The 14,901-nt window shown below is 69.7% G+C and carries 11 protein-coding genes; 3 read left to right on the top strand and 8 right to left on the bottom strand.

Features of this window, described 5'->3' with window-relative positions; all coding sequences use genetic code 11:
* The first annotated feature begins 3 nt into the window (after nucleotides 1-3).
* The 3 genes from ACQ86G_RS02960 (at nucleotide 4) to ACQ86G_RS02950 (ending at nucleotide 3,224) form a co-directional block, all read left to right on the top strand.
* On the top strand, nucleotides 4-672 hold the full coding sequence (locus ACQ86G_RS02960) for an SDR family oxidoreductase (RefSeq protein WP_431259245.1): 669 nt from the start codon (nucleotides 4-6) through the stop codon (nucleotides 670-672).
* Nucleotides 672-1,835 carry a hypothetical protein gene (locus ACQ86G_RS02955; protein ID WP_431259244.1) on the top strand — a complete coding sequence of 388 codons (1,164 nt, stop codon included), beginning with the start codon at nucleotides 672-674 and terminating at the stop codon, nucleotides 1,833-1,835. The genes ACQ86G_RS02960 and ACQ86G_RS02955 overlap by 1 nt, the downstream gene beginning before the upstream one ends.
* A 258-nt stretch (nucleotides 1,836-2,093) precedes the next feature.
* Nucleotides 2,094-3,224: an acyl-CoA dehydrogenase family protein gene (locus ACQ86G_RS02950; protein ID WP_431259243.1), complete on the top strand. Its 1,131-nt coding sequence runs from the start codon at nucleotides 2,094-2,096 to the stop codon at nucleotides 3,222-3,224.
* A 67-nt stretch (nucleotides 3,225-3,291) separates the two neighbouring features.
* Here ACQ86G_RS02950 and ACQ86G_RS02945 read toward each other — a convergent pair whose 3' ends face one another.
* From ACQ86G_RS02945 to ACQ86G_RS02910, 8 genes are all read right to left on the bottom strand, one after another.
* Nucleotides 3,292-4,041 (bottom strand): carbonic anhydrase, encoded by a 750-nt coding sequence (locus ACQ86G_RS02945; RefSeq protein WP_431259242.1) that lies wholly within the window; start codon nucleotides 4,039-4,041, stop codon nucleotides 3,292-3,294.
* A gap of 306 nt (nucleotides 4,042-4,347) precedes the next feature.
* Nucleotides 4,348-5,052, bottom strand: a complete 705-nt coding sequence (locus tag ACQ86G_RS02940; RefSeq protein ID WP_431259241.1) for a hypothetical protein — start codon at nucleotides 5,050-5,052, stop codon at nucleotides 4,348-4,350.
* A gap of 155 nt (nucleotides 5,053-5,207) precedes the next feature.
* Nucleotides 5,208-6,134 (bottom strand): ZIP family metal transporter, encoded by a 927-nt coding sequence (locus tag ACQ86G_RS02935; RefSeq protein WP_431259240.1) that lies wholly within the window; start codon nucleotides 6,132-6,134, stop codon nucleotides 5,208-5,210.
* The gene (locus ACQ86G_RS02930; protein WP_431259239.1) at nucleotides 6,121-7,530 is read right to left on the bottom strand and encodes a class II fumarate hydratase; all 1,410 of its coding nucleotides are present in this window, start codon (nucleotides 7,528-7,530) and stop codon (nucleotides 6,121-6,123) included. The genes ACQ86G_RS02935 and ACQ86G_RS02930 overlap by 14 nt, the downstream gene beginning before the upstream one ends.
* Before the next feature lie 19 nt (nucleotides 7,531-7,549).
* Complete coding sequence (locus ACQ86G_RS02925; RefSeq protein ID WP_431259238.1) at nucleotides 7,550-8,017, bottom strand: hypothetical protein; 468 nt, start codon at nucleotides 8,015-8,017, stop codon at nucleotides 7,550-7,552.
* Between the two features lie 324 nt (nucleotides 8,018-8,341).
* Nucleotides 8,342-9,550: a DUF1501 domain-containing protein gene (locus tag ACQ86G_RS02920; protein WP_431259237.1), complete on the bottom strand. Its 1,209-nt coding sequence runs from the start codon at nucleotides 9,548-9,550 to the stop codon at nucleotides 8,342-8,344.
* A gap of 15 nt (nucleotides 9,551-9,565) precedes the next feature.
* On the bottom strand, nucleotides 9,566-11,110 hold the full coding sequence (locus tag ACQ86G_RS02915; protein ID WP_431259236.1) for a DUF1800 domain-containing protein: 1,545 nt from the start codon (nucleotides 11,108-11,110) through the stop codon (nucleotides 9,566-9,568).
* Between the two features lie 99 nt (nucleotides 11,111-11,209).
* Entirely contained in the window at nucleotides 11,210-14,797 is a 3,588-nt protein-coding gene (locus ACQ86G_RS02910; RefSeq protein WP_431259235.1) for an indolepyruvate ferredoxin oxidoreductase family protein, read from the bottom strand.
* Nucleotides 14,798-14,901 lie beyond the last annotated feature (104 nt).

Genomic DNA, 14,901 nt, shown 5'->3' with positions numbered 1-14,901 from the left:
CGGATGACGCAAGTTCTCATCATCGGCGCCTCGCGAGGCATCGGCCTCGAGCTCGTGAAGCAGCACCGTGATCGCGGCGACACCGTCGTCGCCACGGCGCGCGACGACGCCAGCCTCGAGAAACTGAAGGCGCTGGGCGCGACGGCGATCAAGCTCGAGGTGTCCGACGTGGTCAGCATCGCCGGCCTCGCCTGGCAGCTGGACGGTTACCAGTTCAACCGCGTGCTGTACGTCGCCGGCGTCTACGGCCCGAAGACCATCGGCCTGCAGCCGCCGAGCGCGGCCGACTTCGACGCCGTCATGCACACCAACGTGCTGGGCCCGATGCGGGTGCTGCCGCAGTTGCTGGACGCGCTGGCGCCGGACGCGCGCATCGGCATCCTGTCCTCGCGGATGGGATCGATGACGCTGCGCGCGAACTCGGCGGGCTGGGTCTACCGCGCGTCGAAGGCGGCGGTGAACTCGGTCATGAAGGACCTGTCGCTGACGCTCGACGGCCGCGCGATCTGCGTCAGCCTGCACCCGGGCTGGGTCAAGACCGACATGGGCGGCCAGGAGGCCGACATCGACGTCGCCACCAGCGCCTCCAGCCTGCGCGCGGTGCTCGACGGATTGAAGCCGGCCGACAACGGCGGCTTCTTCAACTACGACGGCAGCCCGCTGCCCTGGTGATGAAGCGGTGGGCTCGCGTGGCGCTGAAGATCCTGGGCGGTCTGCTGCTGGGCGTGGTCACGCTCGCGGCGGCCTGGGCGGCGTTCAACAACCGCTGGGTCGACGACGCGCCGCGTCCGGTGCCCGAAGCGCTGCGCGTGCCGCCACCGACACTGCCGGCGGAGCAGAATGCAGTCTTTGCGCTGCTGGGACTGGCCGAGGCGGGGGACGATCCGCACGCGGCAGGTCTGCGTCGATGGGCGGCGATGGATGCCGGCTTGATCGCCTCCCTGCCGGCCTCGCCCCGAACATGGCCGCCGAGCGACGCCCGCCACCCGGCGAGCCAGGTCTGGCACTGCGACGCACAGACGACCGATTGCGTCGCCGTCTGGACGCGCGAGGCCGATGCCCTGCGCGCACTGATCGAGACGCATGCCGACATCGGCCGTCGCTGCGAAGCCGTTGCCCGACCGGGCATGGCCATCGATGAGCCGCTGATCACGCCGTCCACCGAGCCCAAGACGGCCGGCGAGCTCTACATCCGGCGCGCGACGCTCCTGCCCTGGCAGACGACGGTGAACTGTCTGCGCTGGCTGCAGGTGCGATCGGCGCTGGCGGCTCAGTCGGGCGACCGGACGGCCATGCTGACCTTCGTCAAGCAGGCTGACGCGCTGACCGGGGCGATGCTGGATGGCACCAACACCTTGATCGGCGTCAACGTGGCAGGGGCGATGGCGCGACGACATTGGCGTGTCGTGACCGAGCTGGCCGCCCGGTATCCCGCGGCTGCGCCCGAACTTCGCGCACTGCTGCGCCCGATGTCGACGCAGGCGGCGGAGACGTCTCGCTGGATCCGGACCGAGGCGAGCTTCGGTCGGGAAGCCGTGCGCGAATACGCCTGCATGGATCTGGGCGCCGATGTCTCGCCGATGCCCGCAGACCACCCGTTCCATTGCGAGCCGCGCTTCTGGGCCATGCCCAACGCGACGCAGCATCTGCTGGACGAGTACTGGCTGCAGGCCCAGGCCAAGTCCGGTGGGGGCGCGTTGAACATGCTCGAATGGCAGCCGGATCCGGCGTCGACCGGGGTGCTCGGCTTCCCTGGCGCAACTCGATCGGAGGAACGCTGGTCGCGGTCGCCGCGCCCGGTTTTCCGACCTATGTGCGCAAGCAGGCGTCCCTGATGCTGCTGAACGAAGCCGCGCGCCTCGCGCTGGCCGCCGGTGAGGTCGAGCCCGCGAAGCGCGCCGCGTGGCTGTCCGGACAGCCCATGGACGCGCGCATCCGCGAGCGTCTCGCCGTCGACGGCGACCACGTCGTCGCCCGTGTCTGGGAGCCCGTCTCCGGCCAGCACACGCTCCGCTACCGCATTCCCCCGGCGCCACGAGCGCCGCCACCGTCATGGGATCCCACCCGGATCCCTCCCCGATCAAGAGCTGACCATGATCCTTTCCGAAGACCACCGCGCTGTGCAGGACGCCGTCCGCGCCTACGTGCAGGACCAGATCGCGCCGAAGGCGGCCGCGTGGGACAAGTCCCACCAGTTCCCCGCCGAGGAGCTCAAAGGCCTGGCCGCGCTCGGCTGCTACGGCGTGGCCGTGCCGACGGCGTACGACGGCGCGGGCCTGGACTACCTGGCGCTGGCGATCATCCTGGAGGAGATCGGCGCCGGCGACGGCGCGACCTCCACGGTGGTGAGCGTCAACAACTGCCCGGTGTGCAGCATCCTGATGGCCTTCGGCAACGAGGACCAGAAGCAGCGCTTCCTCAAGCCGCTGGCGCGCGGCGACATGCTGGGCGCGTTCTGCCTGACCGAGCCGCACGTCGGCTCCGAGGCCGGCGGCCTGAAGACGACGGCCGTCCTCGACGGCGACGCCTACGTCCTCAACGGCGTCAAGCAGTTCATCACCAGCGGCAAGAACGGCGACGTCGCCATCGTCATGGCGGTGACCGACAAGGCCGCGGGCAAGAAGGGCATCTCGGCCTTCCTCGTCCCGACGAACACGCCCGGCTACGTCGTGGCGCGCATCGAGGACAAGATGGGCCAGCACGCCAGCGACACGGCGCAGATCCTGTTCGAGCACTGCCGCGTGCCCGTCGCCAACCGGATCGGCGAGGAGGGGCAGGGCCTGAAGATCGCGCTGTCTGGACTGGAAGGCGGCCGCATCGGCATCGCGTCGCAGTCGGTGGGCATGGCCCGCGCGGCCTTCGAGGCGGCGTTGCGCTACAGCAAGGAGCGCGTCGCCTTCGGCGTGCCGATCTTCGAGCACCAGGCCATGCAGCACAAGCTCGCCGACATGGCCACGCAGATCGAGGCCGCGCGCCAGTTGATCTGGCACGCCGCCGCGCTGAAGGACGCCGGCCAGCCCTGCCTGAAGGAGGCGGCGATGGCCAAGCTCTTCGCCAGCGAGATGGCGGAGCGCGTGTGTTCCGCCGCGATCCAGATCCACGGCGGCTACGGCTACGTCAGCGATTTCCCGGTCGAGCGGATCTACCGCGACGTCCGCGTGACGCAGATCTACGAAGGCACGTCCGAAGTGCAGAAGATCCTGATCGGACGCGCCCTGGTCTGAGAAGGGCGGCCGATCCGCGCGGATCGGCCGCGCGGCGGATCACTCGCTTCGGGTCAGTCGCTTCGGATCACTCGCTTTCCTGGACCACGCGATCGTTCAGCGCCTGCACCGGTCGCGCGTTCCTGCCGACCAGCTTGCGGAACGCGTCGATCTGCCGCGACGACAGCGACACCGGCTCCTTCAGCACCATCCAGTGCACGCCTTCCGAGCACGGCGGCGTGGTCAGCGAGCCGGCGAAGTCGTAGTAACCCAACGACTTCGGCAGCAACGAGGCCAGGTCCAGCTGCAGCTCGTCGACGGTGATCTTCTCGCCGACGCGCGGCAGGTGCTGGAACACCGATTCCCACGCCGCATTCGAGCGTCCCGCGCGGATCAGCACCGCCACCACGCCGAGCTCGCCCGCCGCATTCTTGTGGACGAAGTGCGCCACCATCGGCAGCGACTTGCCCTGGATGTGCTCCTCGCTCGGCGTGTGGAAATGGAACTGCAGCAGCTCGTAGGTCTGGCCGCCGACTTCCAGCGTGTTGCCGGCGGGCAGGTTCACCTGCACCGTGTGGCCGTTGTTCCAGATCGTCGGCGCGGTGCTGCCGTAATGGAAGGCGAGGGCGGGCAGGGTCGCCTTCACCGTCTTGACGATGTTGATCGGGCTCTGCTGATGACCCGATGCGCATTCGGCGAACGAGGGATCGATCTCGCTCCAGTGCGCGGCGCCTTTCTCGCCGGTGTACTCCCAGTGCGCAGCCGCGAAGGTCGGCGAGGCGGACGTCAGGAGACCGGCGAGGAGGACGGTGGACAGGGCACGTGGGTGGAAGCTCATGAGAGGACTCGGACAGGACGTTGGGCAAGGAGAAGGGGCCGTGGAATGACGGTCCCGGCCGCAGCGTAGCGTTCGCAGGATGGACGTGGCGTTAAGAACTCGTTGAGGCGTCCGGCGACGAAGCGAAGGCAATGCCGGGAGGCCGAAGACGCGGTGGGTCGCCGCGTGGACTCGCGCCCGTTCGGAGGCGCGGCGCCCATGAAGACCAGGATCCTTGCAACTCGCGTCTGCGCGGGCGTCTGCGCTCCGGCGCTGCTGCCGCTGCTGGTGGCGGTGGTGTTTGCGTTGCCCGGCGGGGGCGGTGGATCACTCGTCGCTGTCGAGGGCCTGCGCCCAGAGCGGCGCGGCCGCCTCGAACATCGACGGCGCGCTGCCCAGCGCCTTCGCATCGCGGGCCAGCTTGAGCCAGGCGAGCGTGTCGTGGTGGCTGCCCGGCAGCAGGTCGCGACTGCGTTCCTGCATCAGCCACGCGTGCAGCGCGGCGTACTGGTCGGGGTGCCGCTGTGCGGTCCAGCCCAGTCCGACGAGGTCGCCGTAGCCTTCCTCGCGGCGCGCGGACTTCATCGACAGGTAGGCGCGCAGCAGCTCCGGGCTCAGTCCTTCGGGCGCCGGGGTGGACGAGAAACCCGCTGGCAGGTTGAACCAGGCGCCGTCCAGATAGCGGCGGCAGTGACCCAGTTCATGCGCCGCCATCAGCTCGAGCGCGCTGTCCTCCAGCCCCGCCGGCAGGCGCCGCATCGTCGCTTCGCTTTCGGGATTGCCGCGCAGGCTCAGCACCAGCTTGCAGCGGCCGTCCTTGAAGCCCAGCGCCAACGGTGCCGCCTCGGGCGCGTCCTGCGGTTGGACGACGACGTCGACCGGCATGCCCGCAGTCTTCGCGTGTTGCAGCACCGGCGACATGCCCGCGATCCAGCGCTGTTCCAGCGGCGTCAGGCCGGCGGCATGGGCGGTCGTCGACACGACGGGGAGGGCGGCGGCGAGCGCGGCAAGCGCGGCGAACAACTTCTTCATCACGGCTCGGGTCCTGCGGGCAAGAAAGCAGAACACCGATGGTGAAGGGCCGTGCGGCGCTTGTGGGCGCCCGGTTCCGCGCGTGGGCCGGGAGCGCGTGAAAGGCTGCCGCTTGATCGCGGCGAGTTGTAAAGCCGAGGTCGTGCGCGGGGCGCTCAGCCCAGTGCCGTGTCCAGCACCATCATCAGCGCGAAGCCGAGCATCAGTCCCTGCGTCGCCCAACGCTCATGGCCCTTGCGGTGCGACTCGGGAATGATCTCGTGGCTGATGACGAACAGCATCGCGCCGGCCGCGAAACCGAGGCCCCAGGGCAGCAGCAGCGGCCATGCGGACACGACCCATGCGCCCAGCACCGCGCCGACCGGCTCGACCAGCCCGGACGCCGCGCCCAGCAGCAGTGCCTTGCGCCGCGAGTAGCCCACTGCCATCAGCGCGACGGCGATGACGAAACCCTCCGGGAGATCCTGGATCGCGATGGCCAGGCTCAGGCTGGCCGCCGCGACCGGATCGTTGGCCGCGAAGGCGACGCCGATCGCCAGGCCCTCCGGCAGGTTGTGCAGCGTGACCGCGATCACGAACAGCGTCGTGCGCCGCAAGCGCGTCGGGTCCATGCCCTCGCGGCCCTTGATGAAGTGCTCGTGGGGCAGCCAGCGGTCGAGCGCCATCAGCGCCCACGCGCCGAGCAGCACCGCCAGCGCGACCTGCGTCGCGGCGCCGGTCGGCGTCGAGTGGGCGCGCGCGGCCTCCAGGCCGGGAATGATCAGCGAGAACGAGCAGGCTGCCAGCATCACGCCAGCGCCGAAGCCCATCAGCGCGTCCTGCGCGCGCGCCGAGAGGCTGCGGGTGCCCAGCGCGGGCAGCGTGCCGAAGGCCGTCGCCGCCGCGGCGAGCAGGCCTGCCTGCAGCGCCATCGCGATCACCGAGCCGTGGCCGACGCCGCCAGCCGGCCTGATCCACGTCCATCCCTGCTGCAGCAGCAGGACCGCGCCGATCAGCAGGATCGCGAAGCCGAAGCCCTGGCGCAGCCGATGCCGGCGCACCAGGGTCCTGTCGTCGCGGGTGATCGCGTCAGAGTCCGCCATCGGTGAGCTTCGCGGGATCCAGCATCTGCTGGAGGGTGGCGCGGTCGAAGTCGGTCATCTCCTCGGCGACGTCGAGGATGGGACGCTTCTCCGCATAGGCGCGCTTGGCGATCGCGGCGGCCTTCAGATAGCCGATCTCGCGGTTCAGCGCGGTGACCAGGATCGGGTTGCGCGCCAGCGCGTGCTGCAGTCCGTCCTTGTTGACCTTGAAGTCGCGGATCGCCTGCTCGGCCAGCGCCCTGGTGGCGGCCGACAGCAGCGCCAGGCTGTCCAGCAGGTTGGTCGCGATCAGCGGCAGCATCACGTTGAGCTGGAAGTTGCCCGACTGGCCCGCGATCGTGATGGCCGTGTCATGGCCGATGACCTGCGCGCAGACCATGGTCACCGCTTCCGGGATCACCGGATTCACCTTGCCCGGCATGATCGACGAGCCCGGCTGCAGCGCATGCAGCTCGATCTCCGCCAGGCCCGCCAGCGGGCCGGAGTTCATCCAGCGCAGGTCGTTGGCGATCTTCATCAGCGCGACCGCCAGGCCCTTCAGCGCGCCCGACAGCGCCACCGCCGTGTCCTGCGCCGACAGCGCGGCGAAGAAGTCCGGCGCCGGGCGGAAGCTCAGGCCGGTCAACTTGGAGAGTTCCTCGGCGAAACGCTGCGCGAAGTCCGGATGCGCGTTGATGCCGGTGCCGACCGCCGTACCGCCCTGAGCGAGCTCGCACACCGACGGCAGCAGCGCGCGCAGCTGTGCGCGTCGCGCCTCGATCTGCGCGCACCAGCCGCCGAGTTCCTGGCCCAGGCGCAGCGGCATCGCATCCATCAGGTGGGTGCGGCCGGTCTTCACGTGGTGGCCGTCGCTCTGGATCTTGTCCTGCAGCGTCTGCACCAGCAGGTCCAGCGCCGGCAGCAGCTCGCCCTGCAGCGCCTGCGCCGCGCTGATGTGCAGCACCGTCGGGATCGAGTCGTTGCTGCTCTGGCCGGCGTTGACGTGGTCGTTGGCGTTGACCGTGACCGGATTCGCCGCGCCGCTGCCGATCAGCCGCGTGGCGACGGTGGCGATCACCTCGTTGGCGTTCATGTTCGAGCTGGTGCCCGAGCCGGTCTGGAAGATCTCCACCGGGAAGTGGCTCATCAGCGCCGGGTCCTGCAGCAGCTGCGTGGCGGCGCGGTCGATGGCGTGGCCGATGTCGGCGGGGACCTGTTCGAGCGCGATGTTGGCGCGCGCCGCGGCGGCCTTCTGCAGCACCAGCGCCCGCACGAAGCGCTCGGGCATCGGTTGGCGGCTGATGGCGAAGTTCTCGACCGCGCGCTGGGTCTGCGCGCCGTACAGCGCGTCGACGGGGACGGCGACTTCGCCCATGGAGTCGCGTTCGATGCGGGTGGCCTTGGTAGCCTTGGTCATGGGGATGCTTCTTTCCTGGTCATTCCTGGAGGGGGCTGCGGCTCAGACGCCAATGGAAGCGCTGCAGGCGCGCGACGAGGGCGGCGTCGCCCTGGGCGTCGGCCAGCCGGTGCAGCGCCGCCAGCGGACGGTTGAGCTGATCCAGGCAGGCACATCGCCAATGCCAGGGTAGCAGCGTGTTGTGAGCGGCGCCGTACAGCAGCCGGAGGGCCTGTTCGTGAGCGGGGATCGCCGCGAGGACGCCGGCGTCCACCAGCTGCTCCAGCGCCAGCTGATGCTGCCGCAGCAGCGCCGGTTCGTCGGGGACGAGCCCGCAGGTGATCTTCAGCGCCATCCAGCGCAGGCATTCGACGCCCGGATGATCGGCGGCGGCACATCCCCCGTCGACCGCCATCGGAGCGGCGCGCGTCTCCCCCGCGCGAGGGAGACCCAGGGCGGGCACGGACGGACCCCGGGGGACGGGCAGGCGGGACGGCAGCAAGGGCATGGCGACTCCTGACGATCGAGGCGTGAACCGGAAGGACCGGCGGACACGGGCTGGCAGGAATGCTTGCTGTGGTGGGAACGGGAAGGCGATCCGGCAAGGACCGCGCCTGAGGGGACCCGCGGGCAAAAAGAAAAAGAGAGGTCGAGCCGCGAAACGATGCCGATCGAATCGCGGCGCAACCCCTCTGCAATTTGCATTGGTCGCGCGGGGTCGGAACCCGCAGGAGTCTTCTCGTTTGCGGATCATCCTAGATGAGAATTGATCTCATCTGCAAGCCAGTCTCGCAAGCGCTTGCAATGCCTGGGGGCTTTGCGCGAAGCCCGGTCAGACCAGCCGAAGGTCCTTGGGTCGCACGCCGGGGAAGACGCGGGCCAGCGCCTCGTTGGAGAGTCCGAACTGGCGCTGCCACAGCCCGCCCAGGACGGCGCGGTAGTCGTTGAGCACCGGATAGTCGCGGTTCTGGAACAGCGAGGTGGCCGTCAGCGCGATCTGGTCGCCGGCCACCGGGCCGCCGGAGGCGAGGCCACCGCCCAGCAGCCAGTACACGCTGCCGTGACCGTGGTCCGTGCCGCGGTTGCCGTTCTCGCGGAAGGTGCGGCCGAACTCGCTGATCACCATCACGGTGGTCTGGCGCCAGAGGTCCGGGCCGAGTTCGTCCGCGATGGCACCGAGGCCCCGGCCGACTTCCTCGAAGCGGTTGGCCAACTGGCCGGTCGCGCCGCCCTGGTTGACGTGCGTGTCCCAGCCGCCGACGTCGATGAAACCCAGGCTGAAGCGGCCGCGCATCAAGGTGGCGATGCGGCGCGCCTCCAGCTCGAATCCCTTGGCGGGAATCGCGTTGCGACCGGCGGCGTCGGTCATCGTCTTCATCCGGTCGGGGGACAGGTCTCGCGCGAGTTCCTCGCGGAGCGCGAGGCCTTCCTCCACCGAAGCGCCCAGGCTCTGGCCCTGGTACATGCTCGCGATCAGCGCGCGGTTCTTGGCGTCGACGGCGGGGCGCGCAGTCTCGCGCAGGCCGGCGTTGGCGATCCTCACCGGGCCGCGGAAGGCGATCGGCAACTGGTCCGTGAAGGACAAGGCCTGTTGCGCATCGAGCTCGGCCGCCAAGCGGTTCAGGAAACCGGAGTTGTAGTCGCGGGAGCCGCCCACCGGCTGACCCAGCTCGATGCTGTCCTGCGTCTCGAAGTGGCTGCGCGAGAGGTCCTCCGTGCCGGCGAACGGGAGGAATCGCGCCTGGCCCGCCTGCGCCAGGGGGAACACGCTGTTGCGCAGGGCAGGGTGCAGGCCCCAGTCGGCGTTCAGCGCGAGTGCCGAGGCCGCATCGGCCGGCGACGGTCTGGCGATGGCGATGCGGGGCCGCTGCTCGTAGTAGAAGCTGCTGCTCGTGGGGATCAGCAGGTTGGTGGCGTCGTAGCCGCCGCGCAGGAACACCAGCAGGAATCGCGGCCTGTCCGCGCCCGCGGCGAACAGTCGCGCGCCGGACATCGCCAGCGGTGCCGCGGCGAGCGTTTGCAGGAGGTGACGTCGTTGCATGGTCTGCGGTTCCGGTCAGCGATACATGAAGTCAGGACTGGAGAGCCACAGCGTCAGCCACTGCTGCGGCGTCGTGGTCTGCGCCAGGGCTGTGCGCGTCGCCGGCGCGAGCGTCGGCTCGACGCGCGCACGCAGCGGCTGCAGGTCCGGCAGCGGCACCGGCGTGTTCGTGCCCTCGGGGCGGTACAGCGCCACCGCGCCGCCGCCGATCTGGCGCGCCACCTCGAATCTCAAGGTCATCTGCCCCGGGCTGTTCCAGGCGTCGGCCGTCAACGGATAACCGTCCGGCGTCTGCTTGTCGTAGAGACCCTGCCCGAGCCGGCGCAACCAGTTCTGCAGCGGTTGCGCATTCTGGAGTTCACGCTGCTCGAAGCCCGCGCGCAGGCTGGAGAGCAGGTAGACATGCGGGTCCTTGAACCTCGGCGTGTCCGCCGAAGCGAACTGCGGCGCGTACAGCATCGGACGCAGCGTCGCGGGCAGGTCGCCCTTCGTTCTGAGGAAGGCGGCGGTCATCGCGTCGGTCACGTCCCGCGGCGGCTGCTCGCCGAGGAAGAACACCGCCAGCTTGCCGCACACGAAACGCGCGGTCGCCGGCTGCGCGACGAGCAGGTCCAGCACCTCGTCGAGTTCCTCCGCGCCGCGGCCCTTGATCGTGCGGCCCAGCAGCTGCTTGTCGCCGAAGTCGTGACGGCCGGGGTGGAACTCGAACAGGCCGTCTCGCTTGTAGAGCGCCTCGAAGCGCGGCGCGACCTTCGCCGGATCGGGATCAACACGCACGCCGAAGCCCGTCAGCACGCGCGCCAGCTCCTGCACGTCGCGCTGCGAGTAGCCGCCGTCGACGCCCAAGGTGTGGAGCTCCAGCAGTTCGCGCGCGTAGTTCTCGTTGATCGCACGGACGGCGTTCTGATCGTTGTCGAGGTAGCGCAGCATCGCGGGATGCCGCGCGACCGCGCCCAGCATCGTGCGGAACGAGCCCAACGCATGCGGACGCAGCGCGCGGTCCTGGTAGTCGGCCAGCATCAGGCGGATGTCGCGCTTGCCCTGGTGCACGTTGAAATGGTTGAACCAGAACCACGACAGCTGTTCGAGCAGTTGCTGCTCGGCATAGAGCTCGCGCAGCAGCTGGCGTTCGCCGGTCTCGCGCGCGGCGAGTCCCTGCGTGTCCTGATAGGCCTTGCGCGCGGCGACGCGTTCCTCTTCGGTCGCGACCTTGTTGTCGCCGTTGCGCCGGAAGGATTCCGCCGCCCACACGCGGGAGGGCAGGTCGCCCTGGCTGATGCCCATCGCGTCGATGCGGGCCTGGACCGGCGCGGGCATCTTCGCGCCGGCATCCGCACGCAACTGTCGTTCGACGTAGCGTCCCCAGCCGAGGCGCTCGATCTCGCCGAGCTGCGCTTGCGTCGCGCCCCAGCCGATGCGGTTGGCGGCGCGCAAGCGCTGCGGGGCATCCATCGGGATGTCGGGCGCCGAAGGCAGCCCGCCGCACGCTGCGAGCGCCGCGGATGCCGTCGCGCCGAGCACGATCGAACGACGTTGGAGTCCGGTGGTCGAAGGTGACATGCGACAAGCATGCCGCCCCCGTGTCGACCGTGTCCAGTGGCCTTTGCGCTACTTCACAGTTGTAGCGTCCCGTGCCGCCCCGCGCCGGAACCTCAGCCCTCAGAGCTCGGCAACGCCCTTCACCCGCTCGGGCGCCTTCGTCAGCGGGACGACGGCGATGGGCGCCTCGACCGCGCGGCCGTGGAAACGATCGAGCAGATCCTTCCACTGCGCGCGCACGGTGACGACGTTCGCCAGCTTGACGTGGCCGTAGCCGCGGATGCCTTCGGGCAGGCGCGCGAGCTTGATGGCGACGTCGAGCTTGTCCGCGCTCAGGTGCGCCAGCAGCTCGTCGACCAGCGCCTCGTAGTCGCGAACCAGCTGGCGTTCGATGCGGCGCTCCTCGGTCTTGCCGAAGATGTCGAGCACGCCACCGCGCAGGCCCTTGAACTTCGCCAGCGTCTTCAGCGCCTTGAAGGTCCACGAGCCGAGCTCGACCTTCTTCGCGCGGCCGTCGGCGCCCGGCTTGGACAGCAGCGGCGGGGCCATGTGGAAGCTCAGGTGGTCCCAGTCCTCGAACTGCGCCTTCAGCGCCGCCTCGAACTTGCCGTCGGTGTACAGGCGCGCGACCTCGTACTCGTCCTTGATCGCGAGCAGCTTGGCGTAGTAGCGCGCGACGGCCTTCGTCAGGCGCAGGCCCTTGCCGGCATCGCCGAGCGCAGATTCGGCGGCGCGCACGCGCTGCACCAGCGCCTCGTAGCGCGAGGCGTAGGCGGCGTCCTGGTAGTCGGTCAGGAAGGCCTTGCGGCGCGCGATCAGGCCGGGCTGGCCGTCCTTGTCGTCGAGCTGGTCGAAGTTGAACCACTGCACCGCGGAACCGGGCTGCTCGCCGGCCAGACGGCGCAGCGCTTCCGGCGCGGCGATCGCGAGGCGGCCCAGCGCGAACGCGGTCTTGTTGTTCTCGATGGCGACGCCGTTCAGTTCGATCGCGCGCATCAGCGCCTCGAAGGACACCGGCACCAGGCCGCGCTGCCAGCACGCGCCCAGCATGATGATGTTGCTGGGCATCGTGTCGCCCATCAGGCGCTTGGCGATGTCCTGCGCGTCGATGCTGGCGAGCAGGTCCTTGCCCTCGCCGACGGCGTGGCGCATCTTGGCGATCAGCGCGTCGGCCTGCAGGCTCGCGTCCGGGTTGCGGACGAAGGCCGCCGTCGGCAGCTCATGCGTGTTGGCCAGGATCACCGTGCGGCCGGCCTTGATCGTGGCCAGCGCGTCCGCGCTCGCGCCCACGACCATGTCGCAGGCCAGCAGCACGTCGGCCTGCTGCGTGTCGATGCGGACCTGGTTGAGCAGGTCCTGCGTCGGCGCCACGCGCACGAAGGACAGCACCGCGCCGCCCTTCTGCGCGAAGCCCATGAAGTCCAGCACCGAGCTCTGCTTGCCTTCCAGGTGCGCGGCCATCGTGACCAGTGCGCCCACCGTCACGACACCGGTGCCGCCGACGCCGGTGACCAGCATGTCGAAGGGCCCCGTCCACGCCCAGGGCGCGGGCGGCAGGATCGCGGCGATCTCGCGCGCCAGGTCCGCCGGACCGAAGGCCGCGCCGGCGCGCTTCTTCAGCTTGGCGCCGTGCACCGAGACGAAGCTCGGGCAGAAGCCGTTCACGCAGCTGAAGTCCTTGTTGCAGCTGCTCTGCTCGATCACGCGCTTGCGGCCGAAGTCGGTCTCCACCGGCACGACCGACAGGCAGTTGCTCGCCTGACCGCAATCGCCGCAGCCCTCGCAGACGGACTCGTTGATGAAGATGCGCTTGTCGGGGTCGGGGAACTCGCCCTTCTTGCGGCGGCGGCGCTTCTCCGCGGCGCAGGTCTGGTCGTAGATCAGCACGGTGACGCCGGCGATCTCGCGCAGCTCGCGCTGCACGGCGTCGAGTTCCGCTCGGTCGTGGAAGGTCGTGCCCGTCGGGAAGAGGCCGTGGTGGCCTTCGTACTTCTCGATGTCGTCGGAGACCACCACCAGGCGCTTCACGCCTTCGGCCTCGACCTGGCGCGCGATCTGCGGCACCGAGGTCTGGCCGTCGACCGGCTGCCCGCCGGTCATCGCGACCGCGTCGTTGTAGAGGATCTTGTAGGTGATGTTGGCCTTGGCCGCGATGGCCTGCCGGATCGCCAGGTAGCCCGAGTGGTAGTAGGTGCCGTCGCCCAGGTTCTGGAAGACATGCTTCTCGGTCGTGAAGCGCGAATGCGCCGCCCAGTCGACGCCTTCGGCGCCCATCTGGATCAGGCCCGAGGTGCCGCGTTCCATCCAGCTCGCCATGAAGTGGCAGCCGATGCCGGCCAGCGCGCGCGAGCCTTCGGGGAGCTTGGTCGAGGTGTTGTGCGGGCAGCCCGAGCAGAAGTAGGGCTGGCGACGCACCGCGTCGGCGCTGTTGGACAGCAGGCAGGGCGTCAGGAAATCGACGACCAGATGTCGCCGGTCCAGCGCCGGGTTGAGGCGTGCCAGCCAGTCGGCGACGGTCGGCATGATGCGCGACGGCCGCAGCTCGCCGAGCGCGCTCAGCACGGCCGCCCCGTGTTCATCGGACTTGCCGACCACGCGCGGACGCTGCGCGTCGGGCAGGTGGTACAGCAGTTCCTTGATCTGGCGCTCGACGACGGGCGCCTTCTCCTCGATGACCAGCATGTCGGTCAGGCCCTGCGCGAACTCGCGGATGCGCGTCGGCTCCAGCGGGTACACCAGGCCGACCTTGTAGACGCGCACGCCGGCGGCGGCCAGCGCGTTGGGGTCCAGGTCCAGACGGCGCAGCACTTCCATGAAGTCGTAATGCGCCTTGCCGACGGTCACGATGCCCAGCGACGCGCGCGGGCTGACGACGATGTGCTTGTCGATCGAGTTGACCTGGGCGAAGGCCAGCACCGCGTCGATCTTGTGCGCGAGGCGCGACTCCAGTTCGAGCGACGGCAGGTCGACGGAACGGATGTGGAGGTTGGTTGGCGGCGTGTGGTCGACGGGCAGCTCGAAGTCCATCGGCACGGCGTCGAGGTCGACCGTCATGCCCGACTCGACGACTTCCGAGATCGCCTTGAAGCCGACCCAGGCGCCCGAGAAGCGCGACAGCGCCCAGCCGTAGAGGCCGAACTCGAGGTACTCGGCGACGTTGCCCGGATGCACCAGCGGCATGGACCAGGCCTGCAGCGCGAGGTCGCTCTGGTGCGGCGTCGACGAGGACACGCAGCCGTGGTCGTCGCCGCAGACGACGAGCACGCCGCCCTGCTTCGCCGTGCCGTACACGTTGCCGTGCTTGAGCGCGTCGCCGGAGCGGTCCACGCCCGGGCCCTTGCCGTACCACATGGCGAACACGCCATCGACGGTGCGCTTCGGGTCCAGCGCCACGCGCTGCACGCCCAGGCAGGCGGTGGCGGCGAGGTCCTCGTTGATCGCGGGCAGGAAGTTGACTTCCGCCTTGTCGAGGAACTTCTTCGCCTTCCACAGCTGCTGGTCGACCATGCCCAGCGGGCTGCCGCGGTAGCCGCTGACGAAGCCGGCGGTCTTCAGGCCCTGGCGCTCGTCCTGCGCCTTCTGCATCAGGAGCAGGCGCACCAGCGCCTGGGTGCCGGTCAGGAACACCGGCCCGGCGCTGGCCGCCAGGTTGTCGGACAGCTGGTAGGGGCGCAGGGCCGGCGCGACGGCAAGACTGGCTTCGGTCATGGCTTGTCTCCCCAATGGGGCGAGCCGGCCGGGGAGCGCCGGTCGGCTCGGATGTCTAGAAGAATGTATGAGGGGATTCTTTCCGAGACAATGCGAACTTTCTT

Origin of the sequence: Roseateles chitinivorans, from assembly GCF_050632145.1 — a bacterium.
Classification (GTDB): Bacteria; Pseudomonadota; Gammaproteobacteria; order Burkholderiales; family Burkholderiaceae_C; genus Roseateles; species Roseateles chitinivorans_B.
Note: the sequence above shows the minus strand (reverse complement) of the source record. Positions and strands in the feature narration are given on the sequence as shown.